This window comes from Nitrospirillum iridis (genome assembly GCF_014205765.1).
GTDB classification, from domain to species: domain Bacteria; phylum Pseudomonadota; class Alphaproteobacteria; order Azospirillales; family Azospirillaceae; genus Nitrospirillum; species Nitrospirillum iridis.
Genome location: NZ_JACIIZ010000007.1, coordinates 61,007 through 82,134 on the forward strand (window position 1 = coordinate 61,007; position 21,128 = coordinate 82,134).

Annotated in this window: 13 protein-coding genes; 5 read left to right on the plus strand and 8 right to left on the minus strand. The window is 69.3% G+C overall.

All coding sequences use genetic code 11. The features are described 5' to 3' along the window. Positions 1–11: 11 nt before the first annotated feature. The 6 genes from FHS74_RS13625 to FHS74_RS13650 form a co-directional block, all read right to left on the minus strand. Positions 12–755 carry an SDR family NAD(P)-dependent oxidoreductase gene (locus FHS74_RS13625; protein ID WP_184801364.1) on the minus strand — a complete coding sequence of 248 codons (744 nt, stop codon included), beginning with the start codon at positions 753–755 and terminating at the stop codon, positions 12–14. Further along, positions 752–2,041, minus strand: coding sequence for an AMP-binding protein (locus FHS74_RS13630; RefSeq protein WP_184801366.1), 1,290 nt, complete (start codon positions 2,039–2,041; stop codon positions 752–754). The genes FHS74_RS13625 and FHS74_RS13630 overlap by 4 nt, the downstream gene beginning before the upstream one ends. Before the next feature lie 74 nt (positions 2,042–2,115). Beyond that, positions 2,116–4,320 (minus strand): prolyl oligopeptidase family serine peptidase, encoded by a 2,205-nt coding sequence (locus FHS74_RS13635; protein ID WP_246463120.1) that lies wholly within the window; start codon positions 4,318–4,320, stop codon positions 2,116–2,118. A 138-nt stretch (positions 4,321–4,458) separates the two neighbouring features. Continuing rightward, positions 4,459–5,856: an ABC transporter ATP-binding protein gene (locus FHS74_RS13640; RefSeq protein WP_246463121.1), complete on the minus strand. Its 1,398-nt coding sequence runs from the start codon at positions 5,854–5,856 to the stop codon at positions 4,459–4,461. A gap of 22 nt (positions 5,857–5,878) precedes the next feature. Next, a complete protein-coding gene (locus FHS74_RS13645; RefSeq protein WP_343066917.1) occupies positions 5,879–7,630 on the minus strand; it encodes an ABC transporter permease in 1,752 nt (583 codons plus the stop codon). Positions 7,631–7,720: 90 nt separating this feature from the next. Continuing rightward, positions 7,721–7,966, minus strand: coding sequence for a hypothetical protein (locus FHS74_RS13650; RefSeq protein WP_184801368.1), 246 nt, complete (start codon positions 7,964–7,966; stop codon positions 7,721–7,723). A gap of 764 nt (positions 7,967–8,730) precedes the next feature. Here FHS74_RS13650 and FHS74_RS13655 point away from each other — a divergent pair. The 3 genes from FHS74_RS13655 to FHS74_RS13665 are packed head-to-tail and all read left to right on the plus strand — an operon-like array spanning position 8,731 to position 16,479. Beyond that, entirely contained in the window at positions 8,731–10,131 is a 1,401-nt protein-coding gene (locus FHS74_RS13655; protein ID WP_246463122.1) for an efflux RND transporter periplasmic adaptor subunit, read from the plus strand. Then, positions 10,128–13,340 (plus strand): efflux RND transporter permease subunit, encoded by a 3,213-nt coding sequence (locus tag FHS74_RS13660; protein ID WP_184801370.1) that lies wholly within the window; start codon positions 10,128–10,130, stop codon positions 13,338–13,340. Before FHS74_RS13655 ends, FHS74_RS13660 begins: the two co-directional genes overlap by 4 nt. 19 nt (positions 13,341–13,359) lie before the next feature. Beyond that, a complete protein-coding gene (locus FHS74_RS13665; RefSeq protein WP_184801372.1) occupies positions 13,360–16,479 on the plus strand; it encodes an efflux RND transporter permease subunit in 3,120 nt (1,039 codons plus the stop codon). 70 nt (positions 16,480–16,549) lie between these two features. Here the strand turns inward: FHS74_RS13665 and FHS74_RS13670 are convergent, their stop codons facing one another. Beyond that, positions 16,550–17,566, minus strand: a complete 1,017-nt coding sequence (locus FHS74_RS13670) for an FkbM family methyltransferase (protein WP_184801374.1) — start codon at positions 17,564–17,566, stop codon at positions 16,550–16,552. Positions 17,567–17,759: 193 nt separating this feature from the next. Between FHS74_RS13670 and FHS74_RS13675 the strand changes: the two genes are divergently transcribed. Both FHS74_RS13675 and FHS74_RS13680 read left to right on the plus strand, forming a co-directional pair. After that, complete coding sequence (locus tag FHS74_RS13675; protein WP_184801376.1) at positions 17,760–18,431, plus strand: response regulator transcription factor; 672 nt, start codon at positions 17,760–17,762, stop codon at positions 18,429–18,431. A 42-nt stretch (positions 18,432–18,473) separates the two neighbouring features. Further along, positions 18,474–19,838, plus strand: coding sequence for a sensor histidine kinase (locus FHS74_RS13680; RefSeq protein ID WP_184801378.1), 1,365 nt, complete (start codon positions 18,474–18,476; stop codon positions 19,836–19,838). Between the two features lie 71 nt (positions 19,839–19,909). Here FHS74_RS13680 and FHS74_RS13685 read toward each other — a convergent pair whose 3' ends face one another. After that, complete coding sequence (locus tag FHS74_RS13685) at positions 19,910–21,109, minus strand: acyltransferase family protein (RefSeq protein ID WP_184801388.1); 1,200 nt, start codon at positions 21,107–21,109, stop codon at positions 19,910–19,912. Positions 21,110–21,128 lie beyond the last annotated feature (19 nt).

Genomic DNA, 21,128 nt, shown 5'->3' on the forward strand with positions numbered 1-21,128 from the left:
GCATCCCCGCGTCAGCAGGTGATGCCGCCATCGACCACCAGGGTCTGACCGGTAATATAGGCCGCCCCCGGCCCCAGCAGGAAGCGCACCACCGGCACCACGTCATCCGCCGTGCCCAGGCGGCCCAGGGGGGTGCGCCGCACGATCTGGTCGCGCTGCCCCGCCGCCAGGGTGGATGACATCTCCGTCTCCAGATACCCGGGCGCCACCGAGTTCACGGTGATGCCCCGGCGCCCCACCTCGCGCGCCAGCGCCCGCGTCAGGCCATCCAGCCCCGCCTTGGTGGCGGCGTAAGCGGCAAGGCCGGTGTAGCCCCGCTGTCCGATGATGGAGGATATGTTGACGATGCGGCCCCCGGCCGGCTGAGCCGTCGCCGATCGGCGCAACAAATGACGCAGGACCGCCCGGGCCGCCTGGATGGCACCGTTCAGGTTGGTCTGGATCAGGGTGTCAATCTCCACCTGCGGCAGGGTGGCCAGAATGCCCTCACGCGCGATGCCGGCATTGTTGATCAGGCCATACACCCCACCCGCCCAGTCGACGGCGGCGTTGACGAAAGCGGTCACCTGGTCGGCATCGCCGACTTGCGCCCCCTGGAACAGGAAGCGCTCACCATACTGGGCCGTCAGCTCGGCCATCTCCGCCGTGGGGCCGCGGGCGCAGGTGGACACCCGCCAGCCATCAGCCAGGAGGGCCCGCACCAGGGCCAAGCCCAACCCCCGGCTGCCGCCGGTGACGATGATATGATCCGTCATTCCTGCACCCGTTTTTTCTTGCCGGACGGGGATAGTTCCAATGTCGAAACGAATTCCAGCCGCCGGGGACGCGCCGCTGCCGGCAGCCCCGCCAGGGCCGCCACCACATGGGGACGCAGGACGTCCACATCCTGCCCCGGTGCCGCCACCAGCTGCGCCGTCAACAGCTGCCCGGTGATGGGGCTGGACCGGACCCGCACGGCGGCATCGGCGACGCCGGGTACCGCCAGGATCAGGGCCTCCACCGCGTCCGGCATGACCTTGACCCCGCCGACATTGACCATGCCATCCTCGCGCCCCTGGAACAGCACCCGGTCGCCCGCCACCGCCACCCGGTCGCCCGTGACATACCAGCCGCTGGCATCGGTCACACCCCGGCCATCGGCAAGGGCCGTGGCCAGGCGGGGTCCGCGCACCCACAGCACGCCGTCGCGTACGGCCAGATCCGTGCCCTCCACCCCCGTTTCCAGCCAGGCGGCGGGGAAGCCGGCGCGGCCGTCGGCCACCGCGAACAGGGCGCCCGCCTCGGTGCTGGCATAGATGTGGCGCACGGCGGCCCCCGGGAAGGCCGCCGCCAACCGATCCAGCAGCGCTTGGTCCGCCGCCTCCCCCCCCAAGGTCAAGGCCTTCAGCGGTGGCTGGACGCCGGTCATCAGGAAGGCGCGCCAGAAGCTGGGCGTGGCGCTGATATGGGTGACGGCATGGCGCGCGGCCAGGTCGGCGAGGGCCGGAACGTCCCGGACCGGCCCCGCCACCAGCGTGCCGCCGCCCCGCAGAACCGTCAGCAGCACCTGCAGGCCGGCATAGCCGCCGGGATCGAAAGTGGCAAGCCAGACACTGCCCCGGCCCCGCCCCGCCTGGACACGGGCGGTCAGGCGGTCGAAATCGTGGCGCAGCCGTTTCGGCGTCCCGGTGGTGCCGGAACTTTCCAGCACCAGGGAAAAGCCGGTGGCGACGGGCGGGCGATCGCCGGGGAACCGGGTGACCATCCCATCGGCCCCGACCAGGGCATCCACGCCCGTGGGAAGGCTGTCGCCCCGCAGCAGGGACAGTTCCCTGCCGAGGGTGCGGGCGGCCAGCACGGCCACCGCCACCCTCAGCGGCGTGGCCGCCACCGCCGCCACCCGGTGGGCGCCCGCCAGATGATGGACCAGATCGCGCGCCTGGGTGGCCAAACCGGCGGCATCATGGACACCACCGTCCTGGACCAGCCGGCATCCGGCATCCAGCCACCCGCCATCCCCAACGGGATCGTCTCGGCATGGAACGGCGGGAGGGGGCGTCATGGACCAGGCGGACCTTGCAGGAAAACAGGCCCCCACTATGGGCCACCCGCCCCAGCCGTGACAGTCTTAATGCATCACTTGCCGGCCGCGGCCGGCGGCAGGGTCATGGCCAGTTGGTCGAACAGGAAGCCGTAGATATCGGTCGACAGGGCCACACGCTCCGCCAGCGAACTGCCGTGGCCATGGCCGGCGTTGGCGCTGGTGCGCAGCAGGACGGGCAGGCCCGCCGGATCGGCCGCCTGCAGCCGCGCCACCATCTTGCGCGAATGCATGGGGTTCACCCGCCCGTCATTTTCTCCGGTGGCCAGCAACACGGCGGGATAGCGCACACCGGCGACGACATGGTGATAGGGCGAATAGGCCGCCAGCGCCCGGAACTGGGCCGCATCCGTCACCGTGCCGTATTCGGTGATGTTGAAGGCGCCGTTGGGGTCCAGTTCGGTGCGCACCATGTCGTAGATGCCGACGGTGCCGACCACGGCGCGGGCCAGTTCCGGATGTTGGGTCAGGGTGGCACCCATCAGCAGGCCGCCGTTGCTACCCCCGATCAAGGCCAGGTGATCGGCATCGGTATAACCCCGCTGCACCAGCAGGCGGGCCACGGCGGCGAAGTCGTCGAAGACATGCTGCTTGTTGGCCAGGCGGCCGGCATCGTGCCAGGCCTCGCCGAACTCCGCCCCGCCGCGCAGATTGGCGATGGCGTAGATGCCGCCGGCATCCAGCCAGAGCCGCTGTTCCGCCGCCAGCTGGCCGGGCGTCAGGCTGACACCGAAACCGCCATAGCCGGTCAGCAGCAGCGGCGCCTTGCCATCCTTGCGCGTGCGCCGGGGACGGACGATGGTCACCGGCACGCGGGTGCCATCGGCGGAGACGGCAGCGTCGCGCACCACCTCGGCATCACTGAAATCCAGGCCGCCCGTGGCCGACAGCTTGGTCTCATCCATGCTCTGCCGGCGTTCATCGAACACGGCGTAGACCGGGGCCGAGAGGTATGTGGTCACGTCGTAGAGCACGCGGCCGCCTTCCAGCGGCACCAGTTCATGGTTGGCGGCCACCGGCGGCAGGGGCAGCGACCCCAGCGGCTGGCCAGTGGCCGGCGCCACCATGGCGACGTTGATGGGTCCGCCCTCGATACGCCGCAGATAGACCCGGGTCGCCGTCACCGCCAGGGAACGGGATCCCCGGTCGGACAGCAGCGCCGCCTTGCCTTCCGGCACCAGCACCTTGGCATGCGCCAGGTCGGTATCGCCCGGCGCCAAACGCAGCAGGCGGCCCGCCGGCGCGTTGAGGCGGGAGATGAGATAGACGGCCCCGTCCGGCCCCGGCGCCACCGCCACCACCTTGTCGGCGAGGCGGGTCAGGCGCTGAGGGGTGCCGGTGGGGCCGGCGGCCTGGGGCAACAGGAAATGCTCAAATTCGCCGCCATCGCCGTTGGCGACGGCGATGACCAGCGGCCCGGTGCCGTCACGGTTGTCCAGTTCCACCTCGGCGATGCGGGGAAAGTCGCGGCCCAGGACATAGGCGTCGTCACGCGGATCACTGCCCAGCGGGTGCCAGTAGACCTGCATGTAGAAATGGCGGTCGCCCTCCGGCCGCTCCTCGCCGGGATAGCGGGTGTACCAGAAGCCCTTGCCGTCCGCCGCCCAGGCAAGGTCACCGCCACCGGTGGGATACTGGACCCGAGGAACGACCTCGCCCACCTCGGCGCCCGTCGCGGTGTCGAAGACATGGACGCTGCCGTTCTCGCTCCCCCCCACCGATAGGCTGGCGGCCACCAGCCGCCCATCCGGCGAAGGGACGAACCAGTCGACGGCGGTCAGGCCGCGGGGGTCGATCCTGTTAGGGTCGATCACCACCCGCATCGGCAAATCGCGGCTGGGCGCCGTGGTCGTGGCGTCATCGACCATCACCACCTGCGTCTGCTGCAGACGGGGGTCGGTATAGCGGGCGAACAGATGACCACCGGCGGCGCGCACCCCGGAATAGCGGCTGGGGGTGGCGGCGATCAGCGACTCCAGCCGGGCCTTCAGCGCCGCCCGCTGGGGCAGCGCGTCCAGATAGACGCGGCTGTAGGCGTTCTGGTCGGCCGACCAGCGCTTGACCGCCGGATCGGACCAGTCCTCCAGCCAACGGTAGGGATCAGCCACCGTCTGGCCGAAGAAGGTGTCCGTCACCGGACGGGCCGGCGTGGACGGCAGGCCAACGGCCCCCACCCCGCCGCAACAGGCCATGCCCAATAGCGATAGGGCGATCAGGCGGCGGACGGACGGCGGGGCCATGGGCGTAACCTTGAAGCAGTGTGGAGGCTGCGCAGCCAACCACCCGCCAGGCGATCTGCCAAGCCCCCAGATCAATCCCGCGCCAAATCAGGGCCGCGTCACCAGAAAGACGCCTATATGGGCCGCGTGCCCCGGGTGTTACGCGTCCTCTTCAGCGTCCAGGTGGAACTGCTCCGTATCACCGTCATAGGCGAAAATCTCGGCGTAGCGCGCCCAGCTGATCATGGCCTTCAGCGTCTCATCCGCCACGGCTTCGGACATGTGGTCCTCCAGTTCCGTCTCGAACCGGGGCCGGGGGGCGCGGTGGTTGGGACGTTCCTGCAGGACACGGCGGATATGGCCGGCCAGCGGGATGCGCTGCAGCAGGTGGTCGGCGAACAGCCGCTTGCGCACGTCCAGCTCCGCCTGGGCGAACTGGCGTGCCGCCGGTGCCAGGCGGATGTCGCCTTCCACCACCTCGGCGAAGCCCAGCATCTGCAGCGTTTCCGCCACCTTCAGCAGGTCGTCGGTGGACATCTGCAGCGCCGAGGAAATGACGGGCAGATCGGCCACGCCGTTGTGCGGGGCGCCGTCGACCAGTTCCATCAGGCCGGCCAGCACGTTGGTCGACACATGGGGCAGTTGCAGGCTGAGCCCCGCCGCCATGGTGTCCGCCGCCCCCGGCGCCACCTTGGGCCGCCGCGTCATCAATCCATAGATATGGTCCACCAGCTGGCGGAAGGCGGGGTCGGTGCGGACGCGCGGGTGGGGCAGCGTCACCTCGATCTCCGCCGCCACCCGGCCCGGGTTGGACGACATCACCAGGATGCGGTCGCACATCTGCACCGCTTCCTCGATGTTGTGGGTGACCAGCAGCACGGCGCCGATGGCCAGCCGTCCGTCGCCCCACAGATCCAGGAAGTCGGTGCGTACGGTTTCGGCCGTCAGCACGTCCAGGGCCGAGAACGGCTCATCCAGCAGCAGGATGCCGGGATCCAGCACCAGGGCGCGGGCGAAGCCCACGCGCTGACGCATGCCGCCCGACAGTTCGCGCGGATAGGCGTTCTCGAACCCATCCAGGCCGATGAGGTCGATGGCCGCCAGCGCGCGCTTGCGCATTTCCGCGGCGGGCACGTTGCGCGCCTCAAGCCCCACCTGAACGTTTTCCAGCACCGTCAGCCAAGGGAACAGGGCGAAGGACTGGAAGACCATGGCCACGTCATTGGCGGGACCGGACACCGGCTTGCCCGCCACCGCGACCTGGCCGGAGGTGGAGGACAACAGGCCGGCGATGATGCGCAGCAGGGTGGACTTGCCGGAGCCGGAGCGGCCCAGCAGGGCCACGATCTCACGCCGGTCGACCGTCATGTCGACGTGGTCCAGCACCAGCGGGCTGTCGGGGTCCGCATCGTAGCGCTTGCTGACGCCGCGCACGGTCAGGATGGGGACGCCGCTGGGCGGCGGCCGGGTGCCGCCGTGCAGAACGCCGGCGGTACCCAGATCCGCGGGCGCGCTGGTCCCCAGACCGGTACGCAGGGATTTCGGGGTCAGGTTCATGATGTCGGACTCCTCGAGATCCTCAAGAGATGCGCAGACGGCGTTCGGCGTAGCCATAGAGGGGACGCCAGACCATGCGGTTGAACAGCACGACGAAGCCGACCATGACGACATTGCCCAGCACCAGGCGGGGGAAGTCAGCCTCGGTCGTCATCTGGGCGATGTAGGCGCCCAGGCCCCGGGCCTGCACATGGGTGTCGCCCCAGGACACGGCCTCGGCCACGATGCTGGCGTTCCAGGCGCCGCCACTGGCGGTGATGGCGCCCGTCACCAGATGGGGAAAGATGCCGGGCAGCAAGGCATCCCGCCATTTCTTCCAGCCACGCAGCCGCAGGTTGGCGATGACGTCGCGCAGGTCCACGGGATAGGACTGGGCCCCGGCCACCACGTTGAACAGGATGTACCACTGTGTGCCGAGGATCATCAGCGGCGACAGCCAGATGTCCGGGTTCAGGGTCCAATGCACGATGACGGCCACCGCCACGGGAAAGAACAGGTTGGACGGGAAGGCCGCCAGGAACTGTGCCACCGGCTGGACGATGGCGGCCAGGCGCGGCCGCATGCCCACCATCACCCCCACCGGCACCCAGATCAGGGCCGCCAGGATGATCAGCACGATCACCCGCACCATGGTGGCCAGGCCCAGCAGCACGACATGGCCGACATCGCCCCAGGTGACACCCGTGGCCATGAAGCGGATGCCATCCACCGCCACGTACAGCGCCATGGCGGCCAGCGCCGCCTGCCACAGATAGTCGCCCACGCGGATTGCCCGGGGGCTGAGCCGGGGAGCGGGCAACTTGGGCAGGCTGGGCAGGCGCCAGCGCAGGGTGGCACGGGCGACGCCGCCCGCCGGCCGGCCCAGGGTGCGGAACAGGGTGGAGCGTTCCACCATGGTCAGCACCCAGGAGGTCGGGCGCGTTTCCGCCTGCACCGTGTCGGCGCGGAAGCGCTCGGCCCAGGCGACCAGTGGCCGGAACAGCAGCTGGTCATACAGCAGGATGACGGCCAGCATGGTCAGGATGACCCAGCCGATGGCGGTCAGGTCGCGCTGTTCGATGGCCAACGCCAGGTAGGCGCCCACGCCCGGCAGGGTGATGGTGGTGGTGCCCACCGTCACCGCCTCGGCCGCGACCACGAAGAACCAGCCGCCGGACATGCTCATCATCATGTTCCAGACCAGGCCGGGCACGGCGAACGGCACCTCCAGCCGCCAGAAGCGCTGCCAGGTGGACAGGTGATAGCCCGTGCACACCTCGTCCAGGTCGGACGGCACCGTCCTCAGCGACTGATAGAAGCTGAAGGTCATGTTCCAGGCCTGGCTGGTGAAGATGGCGAAGATGGACGCCAGCTCCGCCCCCACCACCTGGCCGGGGAACAGGCCCAGGAAGAAGGTGACGGTGAACGACAGGTATGTGAGCACCGGCACGGACTGCAGGATGTCCAGCGCCGGGATGAGGATCTGCCCCGCCCGCTGGCTTTTGACCGCCAGCGGCGCGTAGATCAGGGTGAACAGCAGGGAGGCCCCCAGCGCCGCCATCATGCGCAGGGTGGTGCGCATGGCGTAATAGGGCAGCGCCGAGGGGTCCAGGGTGATGGGCGTGCGTTCCAGCTGCGACAGCGGCTGGGCCACCTCATGGCCGCCAAAGACCAGGACGGCCAGCAGGCCAAGGACCAGCGGCAGGGCCACCACGTCCCAGCGGGACGGGGCCAGGCGGGCCAGCGGGCTGGAGGATCCCAGGCCGCGGCCGTCGTGCAGGACATGCATGGTCATTGGCCGTCCCCCTTATTGCCAGATGTTTCGGCGGGAACGTCGTCCCCGACCAGGGTCAGCGGAACAGGTTGGCGGTCGGCCGGATCGCCGTCAGAACGCGCGCCGCGTTCGGCCCTCCGACGGTACGTCGTTGGCGGCGATGTCATTGGCGGCCACCGGCCGCCGCATCAGCATCCAGCCCATCACGGGGCGTCCGGCGGCATCCTGCCGCCACACCAGGGTGAGGCCATGGCCGGAAAGGGCCGCGCGCTGCGCTTGCGCGGCACGGGCCGCCGCCGCCATGACGGCGGAAACGGGATCGCTCCCGGCGGGAAAACGGGTCTTGTTGAGGGCCATTGCTGCCTCCGTCACGCGGCCGGTGCCCGGCAGGACGAAGGCGGGGATGGGGGCGACACGCCCCCCGGCTTCAGCGGAGGGCCTGACGCTCCCACCCACACCCCTGTCCCGGCTGGCGGTCTGTCGCGACCATTCGCACCGGATAGATCCGGCCAAACGGGTCCGCGCCGCTCTCACTAGGTCGAGGGTTCATTCTCAGGGTGGCTGTTCTCGTGGGGTTGACGGCGTGCCGCCCGTCGCGCGGAACCGGAGTTCCGATCGGCCAAGCGGCAACCGACGGCCCGCCAATAAACCGGGTGGGGGACCCGCGTCAACCCCTAAGCAAAGGGCGATTTGCCGCAACGCAAAAACGCGCGCCCGCACGCCGCCCGGCCGGGCTCCGAATCAGGGCCCCGGCCCCCCGCCCGGCGCCCCGTCTTGACATAAAACCTTCATCCCGCGCCGCTATAGCCGTCTAGGGGCGGGCTGTGATGAGCGGGCCGGTGGCCCCAGGCCCCATCATCCAAGTGGCCCGCCGGATGGAGCTTTGGTGGAGCGTAGGTAGAGCTTGGGTGGAGCGGGCGTGGAGTCACGCCCAGCAGTGCTGACGCCCGGCGGTTTTCAGGGTAAGAGAAGGCGCGAAATATCAAGGCAGGGCAGTTGGGTAAGACGCGCGGCGATCACAGCCGACCGCACCTAAAGCGCGAGTAACGGGACAACAGGATCTTTCGCGGGCCGGCGTATAAACCCCGGTTCTGGAGATCATCGGGAAGGTTGGGATTTCGATGCGACGCAGTGTTTGGGTGTCTGCCCTGGTCGTGGTGCTGCTGGGTGGTGGCGCGTGGTGGGTCATGCACAAAAAGCCGAGCAGCCAGCAGCAGGCCGGGCCCATGGGCGGGCCGGGCGGCGGACCAGGTGGACCGGGAGGACCCGGCGGGCGTCGCGGTGGTTTTTCCGTCCCCACGGTGGCGGTGACGCCCGTGGTACTGGCCGACATGCCGGTCTATTTGGACGGCCTGGGCACGGTGCAGGCCCTGAACACCGTCACGGTCAAGACCCGCATCGGCGGCCAGTTGACCAAGGTCGCCTTCACCGAAGGCCAGACCGTCAAGGCCGGCGATGTCCTGGCCGTGGTGGACCCGCGCCTGTACCAGGCGGCCTACGATCAGGCGGTGGCCAAGGTGGCGCAGGACCAGGCGCAGTTGGCCAACGCCAAGCTGGACCTGGAACGGTATCGCGCCCTGGCCGCGGAGAAGTACGGCACGCAGCAGACCTACGACACGCAGAAGGCCACCGTCGCCCAGTACGAGGCGACGCTTAAATACGACCAGGCGGCGGTGGAAACGGCCCGCACCAATCTGGATTGGACCGTGACCCGGGCCCCCATCGACGGCCGCACCGGCCTGCGACTGGTGGACGCAGGCAACATCGTCAGCTCCAGCGACAGCACCGGCGTGGTGGTCATCACCCAGATGCAGCCCATATCCGGCACCTTCACCCTGCCGCAGCAGCAACTGGACATCATCAACGAGCACCTGCTGAAGGGCGACACCCTGACCGTGCTGGCCGTCAGTTCCGATGGCCACCAGCTGGACAAGGGCACGCTGGCCACCCTGGACAACCAGGTCGACACCACCACCGGCACCATCAAGCTGAAGGCCACCTTCCCCAACAAGGACAACCGGCTGTGGCCCGGCGGCTTCGTCAACATGCGCCTGCTGCTGGAGGTGAAGCCCAAGCTGGCCGTGGTGCCGGCGTCCAGCATCCAGCACGGCCCCAACGGCACCTTCGTTTACGTCGTCCAGGAAGACAACACCGTCACGCCGCGACTGGTCACCGTCATCCTGAACGAAGGCGACAAGACGGCGCTGAGCGACGGCTTGCGGGTGGGCGAGCGCGTGGTGGTCAACGGGCAGGACCGCCTGCAGGACGGCGCCAAGATCAACATCGCCGGCGCCGCACCGGCGGCCGGTACCGCCGCCCCAGGCGCGGCGGGCGGCCAGACGGGCGAGCATCGGCGCGCGGGCGCCGCCGCGGGCGAGGGCCAGCCCGGGCCGGAAGGCGAACACCACCGCCGCCGCAACCAGGGCGGCCAGCCCGGGGGCGACCCGGCCCAGGTCCCGCAAGGGACGCCGGCGCAGGGCGCGACCCCGCCGTCGAACGGCCAGGGCGGCACGCCGCGATGAATGTTTCCGCCCCCTTCATCGCCCGGCCGATCGCCACCACCCTGCTGGCGATCGGTATCGTGCTGGTGGGTGTCCTGGGCTATCAGGCCCTGCCGGTGTCGTCCCTGCCGGAAGTGGATTTCCCCGTCATCCAGGTCACCACCCAGCTGCCCGGCGCCAGCGCCGACACCACCGCGACCCTGATCACCGCCTCGTTGGAACGCCAGCTGGGCCAGATCCCGGGGCTGGACACCATGACGTCCATCTCCAGCTTCGGCGTGTCCAACATCACGCTGCAGTTCGGGCTGGGCCACAATATCGACGACGCGGCGCAGGACGTGCAGGCGGCCATCAACGCCGCCGGCAGCACCCTGCCCAAGACGCTGCCCTACCCGCCGACCTACGCCAAGGTCAACCCGGCCGACCCGCCCATCCTGTCGCTGGCGCTGACATCGGAAACCTTGCCCATCGCCACCCTGTCGGATACCGCCGACAGCCTGTTGGCGCAGAAGCTGAGCCAAGTGTCGGGCGTGGGCCGCGTGACGGTGCAGGGCAACCAGCGCCCCGCCGTGCGCATCCAGATCCAGCCAGACCGCCTGGCGGCCTACAGCCTGAGCATGGAGGACATCCGCACAGCCCTGTCCAAGGCCAACGTCAATCAGGCCAAGGGCAGCTTCGACGGTGCCGCCCAGGCCTACACCATCACCGCCAACGACCAGATCGAGAAGGCGGAGGCGTATTCCGACGTCATCATCACCTACAAGAACGGCGCGCCCGTGCATCTGCGCGACGTGGGCGTGGTCACGCGCGGGCTGGAAAACGCCCGCGTCGGCGCCTGGTTCGGCGGCAAACAGGGTGTGCTGCTGGACATCCAGCGGCAGCCCGGCGCCAACATCGTCGAAACGGCGGACCGGTTGAAGGCCAAGCTGAACGACCTGCAGAAGGCGCTGCCCGCCGGGATCAAGCTGACCATCGTCGCCGACCGCACCGCCACCATCCGCGCCTCCGTCCGCGACGTGCAGCAGACGCTGGTGCTGACCACCGTCCTGGTGGTGCTGGTCATCCTGGCCTTCCTGCGCTCCGTCCGCGCCACCATCATCCCGGCCGTCGCCCTGCCCCTGTCGCTGATCGTCACCTTCGGCGTCATGGCGCTGTGCGGCTTCAGCCTGGACAACCTGTCGCTCATGGCGCTGACCATCGGCACCGGCTTCGTCGTCGACGACGCCATCGTCATGATCGAGAACGTCATCCGCTACATCGAGGCGGGGGAGGCCCCCCTGCCCGCCGCCTACAAGGGGGCGAAGCAGATCGGCTTCACCGTCATTTCGCTGACGGTGTCGCTGGTGGCCGTGTTCATCCCCCTGCTGTTCATGAGCGGCATCATCGGCCGGCTGTTCCGCGAATTCTCACTGACGCTGACCATCGCCGTCGTGGCCTCGGCCGTGGTGTCGCTGACCGTCACGCCCATGATGTGCGGCCGCCTGCTGCGCAGCCACGCGGAGGAGGAGGCCGCCCACCAGCGCCGGTCACGCTGGGCGCGCTACTCCCCCCTGGAATGGACGGAGGCCGGCTTCAACTGGATGCTGAGGCTGTACGGGCGCACCCTGACCGTGGTCATGCGCTTCCAGTTCCTGACCCTGATGGTGGCCATCGGCACCCTGGTACTGACCGTCGTGCTGTACATCTGGATGCCCAAGGGCTTCCTGCCCAGCCAAGACACCGGCATCCTGACGGTGACGGTGGACGGCGACCAGGACAGTTCCTTCGCGTCCATGCGCCGCCTGCAGGCCCAGGCGGCGGACATCATCGCCACCGATCCCGACGTGATGTCGGTGACCAGCTTCGCCGGCGCCAGCACCGTCAACCCCACCCCCAACACCGCCCACCTGTCCGTGGGGCTGAAGCCCCGCGACGAACGGTCGGACAACGCCGACACCATCGCCGTGCGCCTCAGCCGCAAGCTGTCGGCCGTGCAGGGCCAGGTCTATGTGCAGTCGGTGCAGGATATCCAGATCGGCGCCCGCGCCAGCCGCACCCAGTACCAATACACCCTGGCCGACGCCGACGGCGTGGAGCTGGCGGAATGGGCGCCCAAGCTGGTGGCCAAGTTGCGTACCCTGCCCCAATTCCGCGACGTGGCCAGCGACCAGCAGACCAACGGCCGCCAGGTGCTGTTGACCATAGATCGCGACCTGGCCGCGCGGCTGGGCGTCAGCATCCAGAGCATCGACGACGTGCTGTACGACGCCTTCGGCCAGCGCCAGGTCTCCACCATCTACGCCCAGATGAACCAGTACCGGGTCGTGCTGGAGGTGCCCGACTCGTTGCAGGCCAATCCGGAGGCCCTGGGACGCCTGTACGTACCCAGCACGGGCGGGCCGGTCTCGGTCAACGCCGTGGCGCAAAGCACCCAGACGACCACCAACACCCAGGTGCCGCTGAGCTCGCTGATGCAGATCACGACCACCAGCGCGCCCCTGACCGTGAACCACCAGGCGCAGTTCCCGGCCCTGACCGTGACCTTCAACCTGGCGGAGGGCCAATCGCTGGGCGACGCGGTCGACGCCGTGACCCAGGCGGAGAAGGACATCGGCATGCCGGACACGGTGACCGGCTCCTTCGCCGGCGAAGCCGCGGAATTCCAGACCTCCATCGCCAGCGAGCCGTGGCTGATCGCCGCCGCCGTGGTCACCATCTACATCGTGCTGGGCGTGCTCTACGAAAGCATCATCCACCCGGTTACCATCCTGTCGACGCTGCCGTCGGCCGGCATCGGCGCCCTGCTGGCCCTATGGCTGACGGGCAACGATCTGTCGCTGGTGGCCCTGATCGGCATCGTGCTGCTGATGGGCATCGTCAAGAAGAACGCCATCATGATGATCGACTTCGCCATCGAGGCGGAGCGGGTGGAGGGCAAGTCACCCCACGACTCGATCGTCGAGGCCTGCCTGCTGCGGTTCCGCCCCATCATGATGACCACCATGGCGGCCCTGCTGGGCGCCCTTCCCCTGGCGCTGGAGCATGGCACCGGGTCGGAGCTGCGCCGACCGCTGGGCATCACCATCGTGGGCGGCCTGATCCTGTCGCAGATGCTGACCCTGTACACCACGCCGGTCATCTACCTGTACATGGAGCGGCTGCGCGCCTGGGTCGCCCGGCGCACCGGCGGCGACCGGATGGAGGAGGTGCCCCCCGGCGCCCCCCCGCCCCTGACCGGCCTGGCGGACTGAAGCGCGGAGCGGTCATCCCATGAGCATCTCCGAACCCTTCATCCGGCGGCCCATCGGCACGGCGCTGCTGGCCCTGGGCCTGGCATTGGTGGGGGCGGTCGCCTACGCCTTCCTGCCCGTGGCGTCCCTGCCCAACACGGATCTGCCCATCATCTTCGTCCAGGCCAGGGAATCGGGGGCCGACCCCGTGACCATGGCCGCGACGGTGACGGCGCCGCTGGAACGGCATCTGGGCGAGATCGCCGGCGTCAACGAGATGACGTCCAGCACCTCGCTGGGCGTCAGCACCATCATCCTGCAGTTCGACGTCAACCGGCCGGTGACGGACGCCGCCCGCGATGTGCAGGCGGCCATCAGCGCCGCCGCCACCGACCTGCCGTCGGGCCTCACCAGCCAGCCCACCTTCCGCAAGGCCAACCCCAACGGCCGGCCCATCATGACGCTGGCGCTGACGTCGAAGACCCTGACCAACCAGGCCATCTTCGACGCCGCCGACGGCATCCTGGCGCAGCGGCTGTCGCAGATCGAGGGCGTGGCCCAGGCATCGGCCGCCGGCGGCGAGAAGTCCGCCATCCGCGTCCAGGTCGACGTGAAGGCGCTGGCCGCCCGCAAGATCAGCCTGGCCGACATCAGCACCGCCATCACCAACGCCAACGTCAGCCAGCCCGTGGGCACCATGGACGGCGAAGACACGCTGATGACGGTGACCACCAACGACACCATGCTGAAGGCGCAGGACTATCGCGACCTGGTCGTGCGCACCACCACAGGCACGGTCTTCCGCCTGGGCGACGTGGCCACGGTGCTGAACAGTTCGGAAAACATCCGGCAGGCGGGCTGGTTCGGAACCCAGCCGGCGGTCCTGGTCTCGGTGCTGAAGCAGCCGGGCGCCAACGTCATCAAGACGGTGGACCTGATCAAATCCAACCTGGGCCAGATCCAGAAATGGCTGCCGCCCGGCATCGACATCAGCGTCGTGAACGACCAGACCGGCACCATCCGCGCCAGCGTGAACGACGTGCAGGTCACCATGCTGATCTCCATCGGCCTGGTCATCCTGGTGGTGGGCCTGTTCCTGCGCCGCCTGGCGCCGACGCTGGCCGCCGCCACCGCCGTGCCCCTGTCGTTGGCCGGCACCTTCGCCATCATGTGGCTGCTGGGCTACAGCATGGACAACCTGTCGCTGATGGCGCTGACCATCTCCGTCGGGTTCGTGGTCGACGACGCCATCGTCATGATCGAGAACGCGGTGCGCCACCGTGAGATGGGCAAGCCGCCGTTGCGGGCGGCCCTGGACGGCGCGCGGGAGATCGGCTTCACCATCGTCTCCATGACCCTGTCGCTGGTGGCCGTGTTCGTGCCCATCATCTTCATGGGGGGGCTGCCGGGCCGGTTGTTCCACGAATTCGCCATGACCCTGACGGCGGCCATCCTGGTGTCCGGCATCGTGTCGGTGACCCTGACGCCCATGATGTGCGCCCGCTTCATCGACCACGCCAAGGACCGCAAGGAGAATTGGGCGGACCGCTGGGTGGGCCGCCCGCTGGACGCCGCCACCAACCTGTACATGAAGGGGTTGGGGTGGGTGATGCGCCACCGCACCCTCATGCTGTTCGTGGCGCTGGGAACCATCGTCGGCACCGTCTACCTGTACATCGCCGTGCCCAAGGGCGGCTTCCCCCAGCAGGACACGGGGTTGTTGCGCGGCAGCGTCCGCGCCTCGGCCGACACCTCGTTCCAGACCATGCAGCGCCGCATGGAGGAGGTGGTGAAGATCATCGCCGCCGATCCGGCGGTGGAGGCCATCGGCGGCACCACCGGCGGCGGTGGCGGCGGCCCCGGCGGTGGCAGCAGCGCCAATACGGGCAGCATGACCATCTCGCTGAAGCCCCGGGGCCAGCGCGACGCCACGGCAGACCAGGTGATCGCCCGCCTGCGGCCCAAGTTCGCCCGGCTGGAGGCCCTTCAGGTCTTCCTGCAGGCGGAACAGGATTTGCGCTTCGGCGGCCGCAGCAGCGACTCGCAGTTCCAGGTCTCGCTGTTGAGCGACAATTTGGACGACCTGTATGAGTGGGTGCCCAAGCTGGTGGCCCGGCTGAAGGAACTGCCCGAATATTTCCAGGACGTCAGTTCCGACCAGGACAAGGCCGGCCTGGACGCCAAGGTGGTGATCGACCGCGACCTGGCATCCCGCATGAGCCTGACGCCATCGGACGTGGACGCGGCCCTGGGCAACGCCTTCAGCCAGAAGCAGGTCAGCACCCTGTATGGCGCCCGCAACCAGTACCATGTGGTGCTGGAAGCCACGCCCAATGAGCAGAAGGGGCCGGACGATCTGGTCCGCATCTATGTCAAGTCGGTGGCGGGCATGGTGCCCTTGTCCGCCTTCGCCAAGGTGCAGGTGCAGGATTCGCCCCTGTCGGTGACCCATGAGGGGCAGTACCCCTCCTCCACTCTCAGCTTCAACCTGGCCGATGGCGTGGCCCAGGTGGACGCGCTGGCCCGCGCCCAGCAGGCGGTGACGGAACTGGCCATGCCGGCCAACATGCGGGTGGAGGTGGGCGGCATCGCCCGCATCTTCCAGCAGCAGAACCAGGGCCAGCCCATGCTGATCGTGGCGGCGCTGGTGACGATCTACATCGTGCTGGGCGTGCTGTACGAAAGCTGGGCCCAGCCCATCACCATCCTGTCGACCCTGCCGTCCGCCGGCATCGGTGCCATCCTGGCGCTGATGGTGACCGGCTTCGAGCTGTCGATGATCTCCTTCATCGGCATCATCCTGCTGATGGGTATCGTGAAAAAGAACGCCATCATGCTGGTCGACTTCGCCCTGGCGGCGGAACGGATCCAGGGCATGTCGCCCCAGGATGCCATCGTCGAGGCCTGCCGTGAGCGCTTCCGTCCCATCACCATGACGACACTGACCGCCCTGCTGGGCGCCGTCCCGCTGGCCATCGGCGGCGGCACCGGCGCCGAGATGCGCCAACCGCTGGGTGTCGCCCTGGTGGGCGGCCTGCTGGTGTCGCAGTTCATCACCCTGTACACCACGCCCGTCATCTACCTGGCCCTGCGGCCCCGGAAGAAGAAGGCCAAGCTGTCCCGCCTGCACGCCGCCATGGCCGGGGTGGAGCGGCACTGAACCAAAGGGCCCGCCGGATCGCTCCGGCGGGCCCTTCGTTCATGCGCTAAGCCAAGGCCATGTGAAGCCGCTAAGACACCACCAGCGACCAGTCGGCCGCTTCCCAGAGGGCGCCGCTGTCGCCTATCTCCTCACCCTGGAACAACAGGGCGTCCGGCGTCCGGCCGCAGGGGTGATAGCCGTACAGCGCCAGCGTGGCCGGCAGATCCACGGCCCAGCCCTTGGCGCCCCGCCGGTCCACCACGATCATGCCGGGCCGCAGGGCCGGGGGAGCCGCCTGAAGGAAGGGGATGAGGGCGAGGTCCGCCCCGGCCTTCAACCCCAGCCGCAGCACGTCCACCCGCGCCAGCCCGGCCCCCAGCAGGAGATCCAGCAGAGGCCGCGTGCGGGTCAGCGCCGGCGGCGGGGCGTCCCAAGCCGACGACGCGGCCCGCCCGCCCGCCACCTTGCCCTTGCCCGCCGCCAGGATGACGCCATCGCAGGCGGGCCCCACCGCGTCATCCACCAGGGTGACGGCGGCGGCGAGCGGGTTCAGCGCCAGGTTGACGGCCAGCCGGTCGCGGGTGGCGCCGTTGGGCTCCACCGCCACCACGCGGCCCCGGTCGCCCAGATGCCGGGCGGCGGCCAGGGTGTGCAGGCCGGTGCCGGCACCGACATCAACGAAGACGCCGTCCGCCGGCAAGGCCGCGGCGATGTGCGCGCGTGCCTGGGACGCCGCCTGGCGGGGCAGCGCCAGGAAGCGGCGATCATCGGCATGGTCGCGGACATGCAGGCGGCGGCGCACGCCATCGGCCGTCACGTCGATGACGGCCCCGTAGAGCCAGGGCACCATGGTGCGCACCAGCGGCCCCAGCACGCCGCCGGCGGCCAATCCCCAGCGGCTGGCCGGCAGGGCGGCGCCCAGGGCCAGCAGCAGACCAGGCAAACCACCGGGACGATGCCGGCCAAAGCTGTCATCCGCCGGCGCGGTCATCGGCGGGCGATAGTCCACGAACGGCGCGGCGGCGGGAACCGCGACAGCGGGGGACGCGGCGCCCCAGGGACCGGGGGATGAGCTATCCGTCAGCACGGCGGCGATGGCGGTCATGGTGGTCAGCACCCTTGGTTGATCAGCGCGTGGCAACAATGGCACAGTCAAGCTGACGTCTTGCTGACGCGCCGACCCGTTGCCGCAACCCGGCCTTTCACCCGAAAGCTGGCCCCTCGGCGACAGGCCGCGGGCGTTCATGCGTATAGTTACGTCTGCCGCCCGTAGTGGGTGACATGCGGGGACCTGGCCGATGCGCCTTCTGTTGGTTGAGGATGAACGGGATCTGCGGACCCTGACCGCCGATCACCTGTCGCGAATCGGATTCACCGTGGATGCCTGCGGCAGCCTGGCCGAGGCGGACGACCATATCTCCACCGCCGACTACGATGCCCTGATCCTGGACCGGCGCCTGCCCGATGGCGACGGTGTCAGCCTGGTGCGCCGCTTGCGGGGCTGCCGGCGCAAGGTGCCCATCCTGATGCTGACGGCGCGGTCGACGCTGGACGACCGAATCGAAGGGCTGGACGCCGGCGCCGACGATTATTTGGTGAAACCGTTCGACCTGGGCGAACTGGCGGCCCGCCTGCGCGCCTTGCTACGCCGGCCGGGGGGTGTCATCGGCGTGGTACTGGAATGCGGCAACCTGTCCTACGACAGCGCCGCCCGCAGCGTCAGCGTGGCGGGAACACCCGTGGGCCTGACGGCGCGCGAACTGGCCCTGCTGGAGGTGCTGCTGCGCAAGATGGACCAGGTGGTGACCAAAGCGCAGATCGACAGCGCCCTCTATGGCTTCGGCAACGAGGCCACCGACAACGCCGTTGAGGCGTTGGTGTCGCGCCTGCGGCGCAAACTGACCACGGCGGAAGCGACGGCGGCCATTATCACCATGCGGGGCCTGGGCTATATGATGAGCGCGTCTTGAGTTCCGGACGCCCATGACACCGCCGAGAATGACACCGACCCCATGTTGACCACCCTGGCCCAGATCTGGCGGCACCGCTCGCTGCAAGGCCGCCTGGCGTGGCGCCTGGGCCTGCTGTTCCTGGCCTCCGTCGCCGTGGGCATCCTGCCCCTGGTGGTGCGGTTGGAGGAGGCGGGCGGCGTGGTCCAGCGCAAGGTGTTGCGCGGCCAGGCCAATGAGCTGATGGCCGCCTTCAACCGGGGGGGCCTGACGCTGGACCGCCTGCCTCCGGATCTGGCCAACCGCTACGCGCTGGAGGAGGACGGCGTCATCTACGCCGTGTGGGATCAGCATGGTCGCCTGCTGACCCAATCCCTGCCCCGCGCCGCCAGCACGCTGCACGACGCCCTGAGCCAGCCGGACATGGAATTCTTCTTCCGCCCGCCGGGGGAGCCGGAGCGCTATGGCCTGGGCACACCCATCAAGCTGGGTGACCGCACCCTGACCCTGGCGGTGGCGCAATCACCCACCGCCGACCAGAAGATCATCAACGGGCTGCTGGACGAATTCGTCCGCGACATCCTGCTGTTCGGCATTCCCGTGGCCGTGATCGCCGCGGCCATCGGCGTCTGGACCATCCGCAGCAGCCTGACCCCCATCCAGGAGGTGTCGGAGGAGGCGGCGGCCATCGGCCTGGACCGGCTGGACCATCGGCTGGACGGCAAAAACCTGCCCGGCGAGGTGCTGCCCCTGGTGGACGCCTTCAATACGGCTCTGGCCCGGCTGGAGGGGAGCTTCCGCCACCACCGACGCTTCATCGCGGATGCCGCCCACCAGCTGCGCACGCCCTTGGCCGTGGTGCAGGCCCGCCTGGAAAGCGGGGAGGCGGACATGGCCGCCGTCCGTGCCGACGTGCGCCGCCTGTCGCGCCTGGTGGCCCAGCTGCTGTCGCTGTCGCGCCTGTCGGGCACGCCCCTGCCCCGCACCGACGAGGTCATGGCGGGCGAGCTGGCGGCGGGTGAGCTGGTGACCCTGGCGCCCCTGATCCGCTCCCTGGGCAAGACCCTGGAGCTGGAGGTGGTGGAGGACTTCCCCCTGGTGTGCAACACCGGCGCCGTGGCCGAGGCCCTGCGCAACCTGGTGGAAAACGCCGTGGCCTACGGTCCCGCGGGTGGCACGGTGGAGGTGCGGGTGGGGCCCGGTCCCATCCTGTCCGTGGCCGATCGCGGCCCCGGCCTCCAGGGGGAGGATCCGCTGACCCTGGCGGAACCTTTCGTGCGTGGACACGCCGGCGCCGGCATCACCGGTTCCGGCCTGGGCTTGGCCATCGCCATGGAGATCATGCGCCAGCACGGCGGTCGCCTGGCCGCCCGCGACCGCCACGGCGGCGGGGCGCTGTTCAGCTTGTGCTTCGAGTCCGCCGCCTAACCGCAAACGCCGGCAACCGCGTCGACGGCCTGGGCGAACCCACCCCCCTTCCGGGTTGTGGTCGCGGTCCGTCACACCTTCAGGAAAATCCGGCGGCGGTACAGCGCTTCCAGGATGGCCCACCACAGGGCGACGAAGGCCAAGGCGAAGGCCAGCGACGCCGCCTTTTCCGGCAGCAGGGGATAGAACACCGCCTCATAGATCACGTCCTGCACGGGTGCGATGCGATGGTCCCAAGGCAGGGTGATGACGCCGCCGATGACGATGGCCATCAGTTCGGAGCCGACATAGGCCAGGATGGGATTGACGCCGAAAACCAGGGCGGGCCGGGTCCAGCGGCGCCAGCCGCGCACCTCCACCATCCATATCGTGGCACCCAGGCATAAACAGGCCATGCCGGCGGTCAGCGCCACGAAGGAACTGGTCCACAGGCTCTTGTTGATGGGGAAGACCAGGTCCCAGACCTCCCCCAGGATGACGCCGGCCACGCCAGCCACGATCAACCCCTGGACACGGGTGGGCAGCGGCAGGGGGCGACCCAGCCAGCGGCCGGCCAACACCCCCAACAGCGTCGTGGCGATGGCGGGCAGCGTCGACAAGGCGCCCTCGGGATCCCAGGTCTTGGCCGAGGCCCACAGATGGTTGCCCCAGGCGCCCCAATCGAACAGGGTCCGGTCCACAGCCGCCGCGACGGTGCCGCCAGGATGGGCCAGCGCCGCCAGACCCGTCTCACCCGTGCCCGGCACCGGCACGCCCGTCATGACCGCCCAATAGCCCAGCAGAAGCAGGGCGGCCAGCCCCCCCTGCCCCCTGGTCCCCAGCCGCAGCGACAACAGGCCGGCGACGACATGGCAGACGGCGATGCGTTGCAATACCCCGGGGATACGCCAGGACAGGAGTTGCGCCACCGCGCGGTCGCCCAGGGCGCCGTGCCCGGCCACGGCGTAGCCGGGGAACCAGGCGATGAAGAGGCCGAGGCCGAACAGGATCAGCCCGCGCTGCAGGATCTGGCGGGCGAGATCGCCAGCGCCATCCCCCCGCGCCCGTCGCCAAGTCAGCGACAGGTGGGTGGTGATGCCGACCATGAACAGGAAAAAGGGGAACACCAGATCGGTGGGCGTCCAGCCATGCCATTTGGCATGCCGCAGCGGCCAGTAGATGTCAGACCAGGTGCCGGGGTCGTTGACCAGCACCATGAGGGCCACCGTCAACCCGCGAAAGACGTCCAGGGACAGCAGGCGTTCAGGCTTGTCGACCGGGGTGACGGACATGAACGGAGGGCGGGCCTTT

Coding starts and splice junctions, on each gene's coding strand:
- FHS74_RS13625 (WP_184801364.1), bottom strand. CDS start 755: ATGACGGATCATATCATCGTCACCGGCGGCAGCCGGGGGTTGGGCTTG.
- FHS74_RS13630 (WP_184801366.1), bottom strand. CDS start 2,041: ATGACGCCCCCTCCCGCCGTTCCATGCCGAGACGATCCCGTTGGGGAT.
- FHS74_RS13635 (WP_246463120.1), bottom strand. CDS start 4,320: ATGGCCCCGCCGTCCGTCCGCCGCCTGATCGCCCTATCGCTATTGGGC.
- FHS74_RS13640 (WP_246463121.1), bottom strand. CDS start 5,856: ATGAACCTGACCCCGAAATCCCTGCGTACCGGTCTGGGGACCAGCGCG.
- FHS74_RS13645 (WP_343066917.1), bottom strand. CDS start 7,630: ATGACCATGCATGTCCTGCACGACGGCCGCGGCCTGGGATCCTCCAGC.
- FHS74_RS13650 (WP_184801368.1), bottom strand. CDS start 7,966: ATGGCCCTCAACAAGACCCGTTTTCCCGCCGGGAGCGATCCCGTTTCC.
- FHS74_RS13655 (WP_246463122.1), top strand. CDS start 8,731: ATGCGACGCAGTGTTTGGGTGTCTGCCCTGGTCGTGGTGCTGCTGGGT.
- FHS74_RS13660 (WP_184801370.1), top strand. CDS start 10,128: ATGAATGTTTCCGCCCCCTTCATCGCCCGGCCGATCGCCACCACCCTG.
- FHS74_RS13665 (WP_184801372.1), top strand. CDS start 13,360: ATGAGCATCTCCGAACCCTTCATCCGGCGGCCCATCGGCACGGCGCTG.
- FHS74_RS13670 (WP_184801374.1), bottom strand. CDS start 17,566: ATGACCGCCATCGCCGCCGTGCTGACGGATAGCTCATCCCCCGGTCCC.
- FHS74_RS13675 (WP_184801376.1), top strand. CDS start 17,760: ATGCGCCTTCTGTTGGTTGAGGATGAACGGGATCTGCGGACCCTGACC.
- FHS74_RS13680 (WP_184801378.1), top strand. CDS start 18,474: ATGTTGACCACCCTGGCCCAGATCTGGCGGCACCGCTCGCTGCAAGGC.
- FHS74_RS13685 (WP_184801388.1), bottom strand. CDS start 21,109: ATGTCCGTCACCCCGGTCGACAAGCCTGAACGCCTGCTGTCCCTGGAC.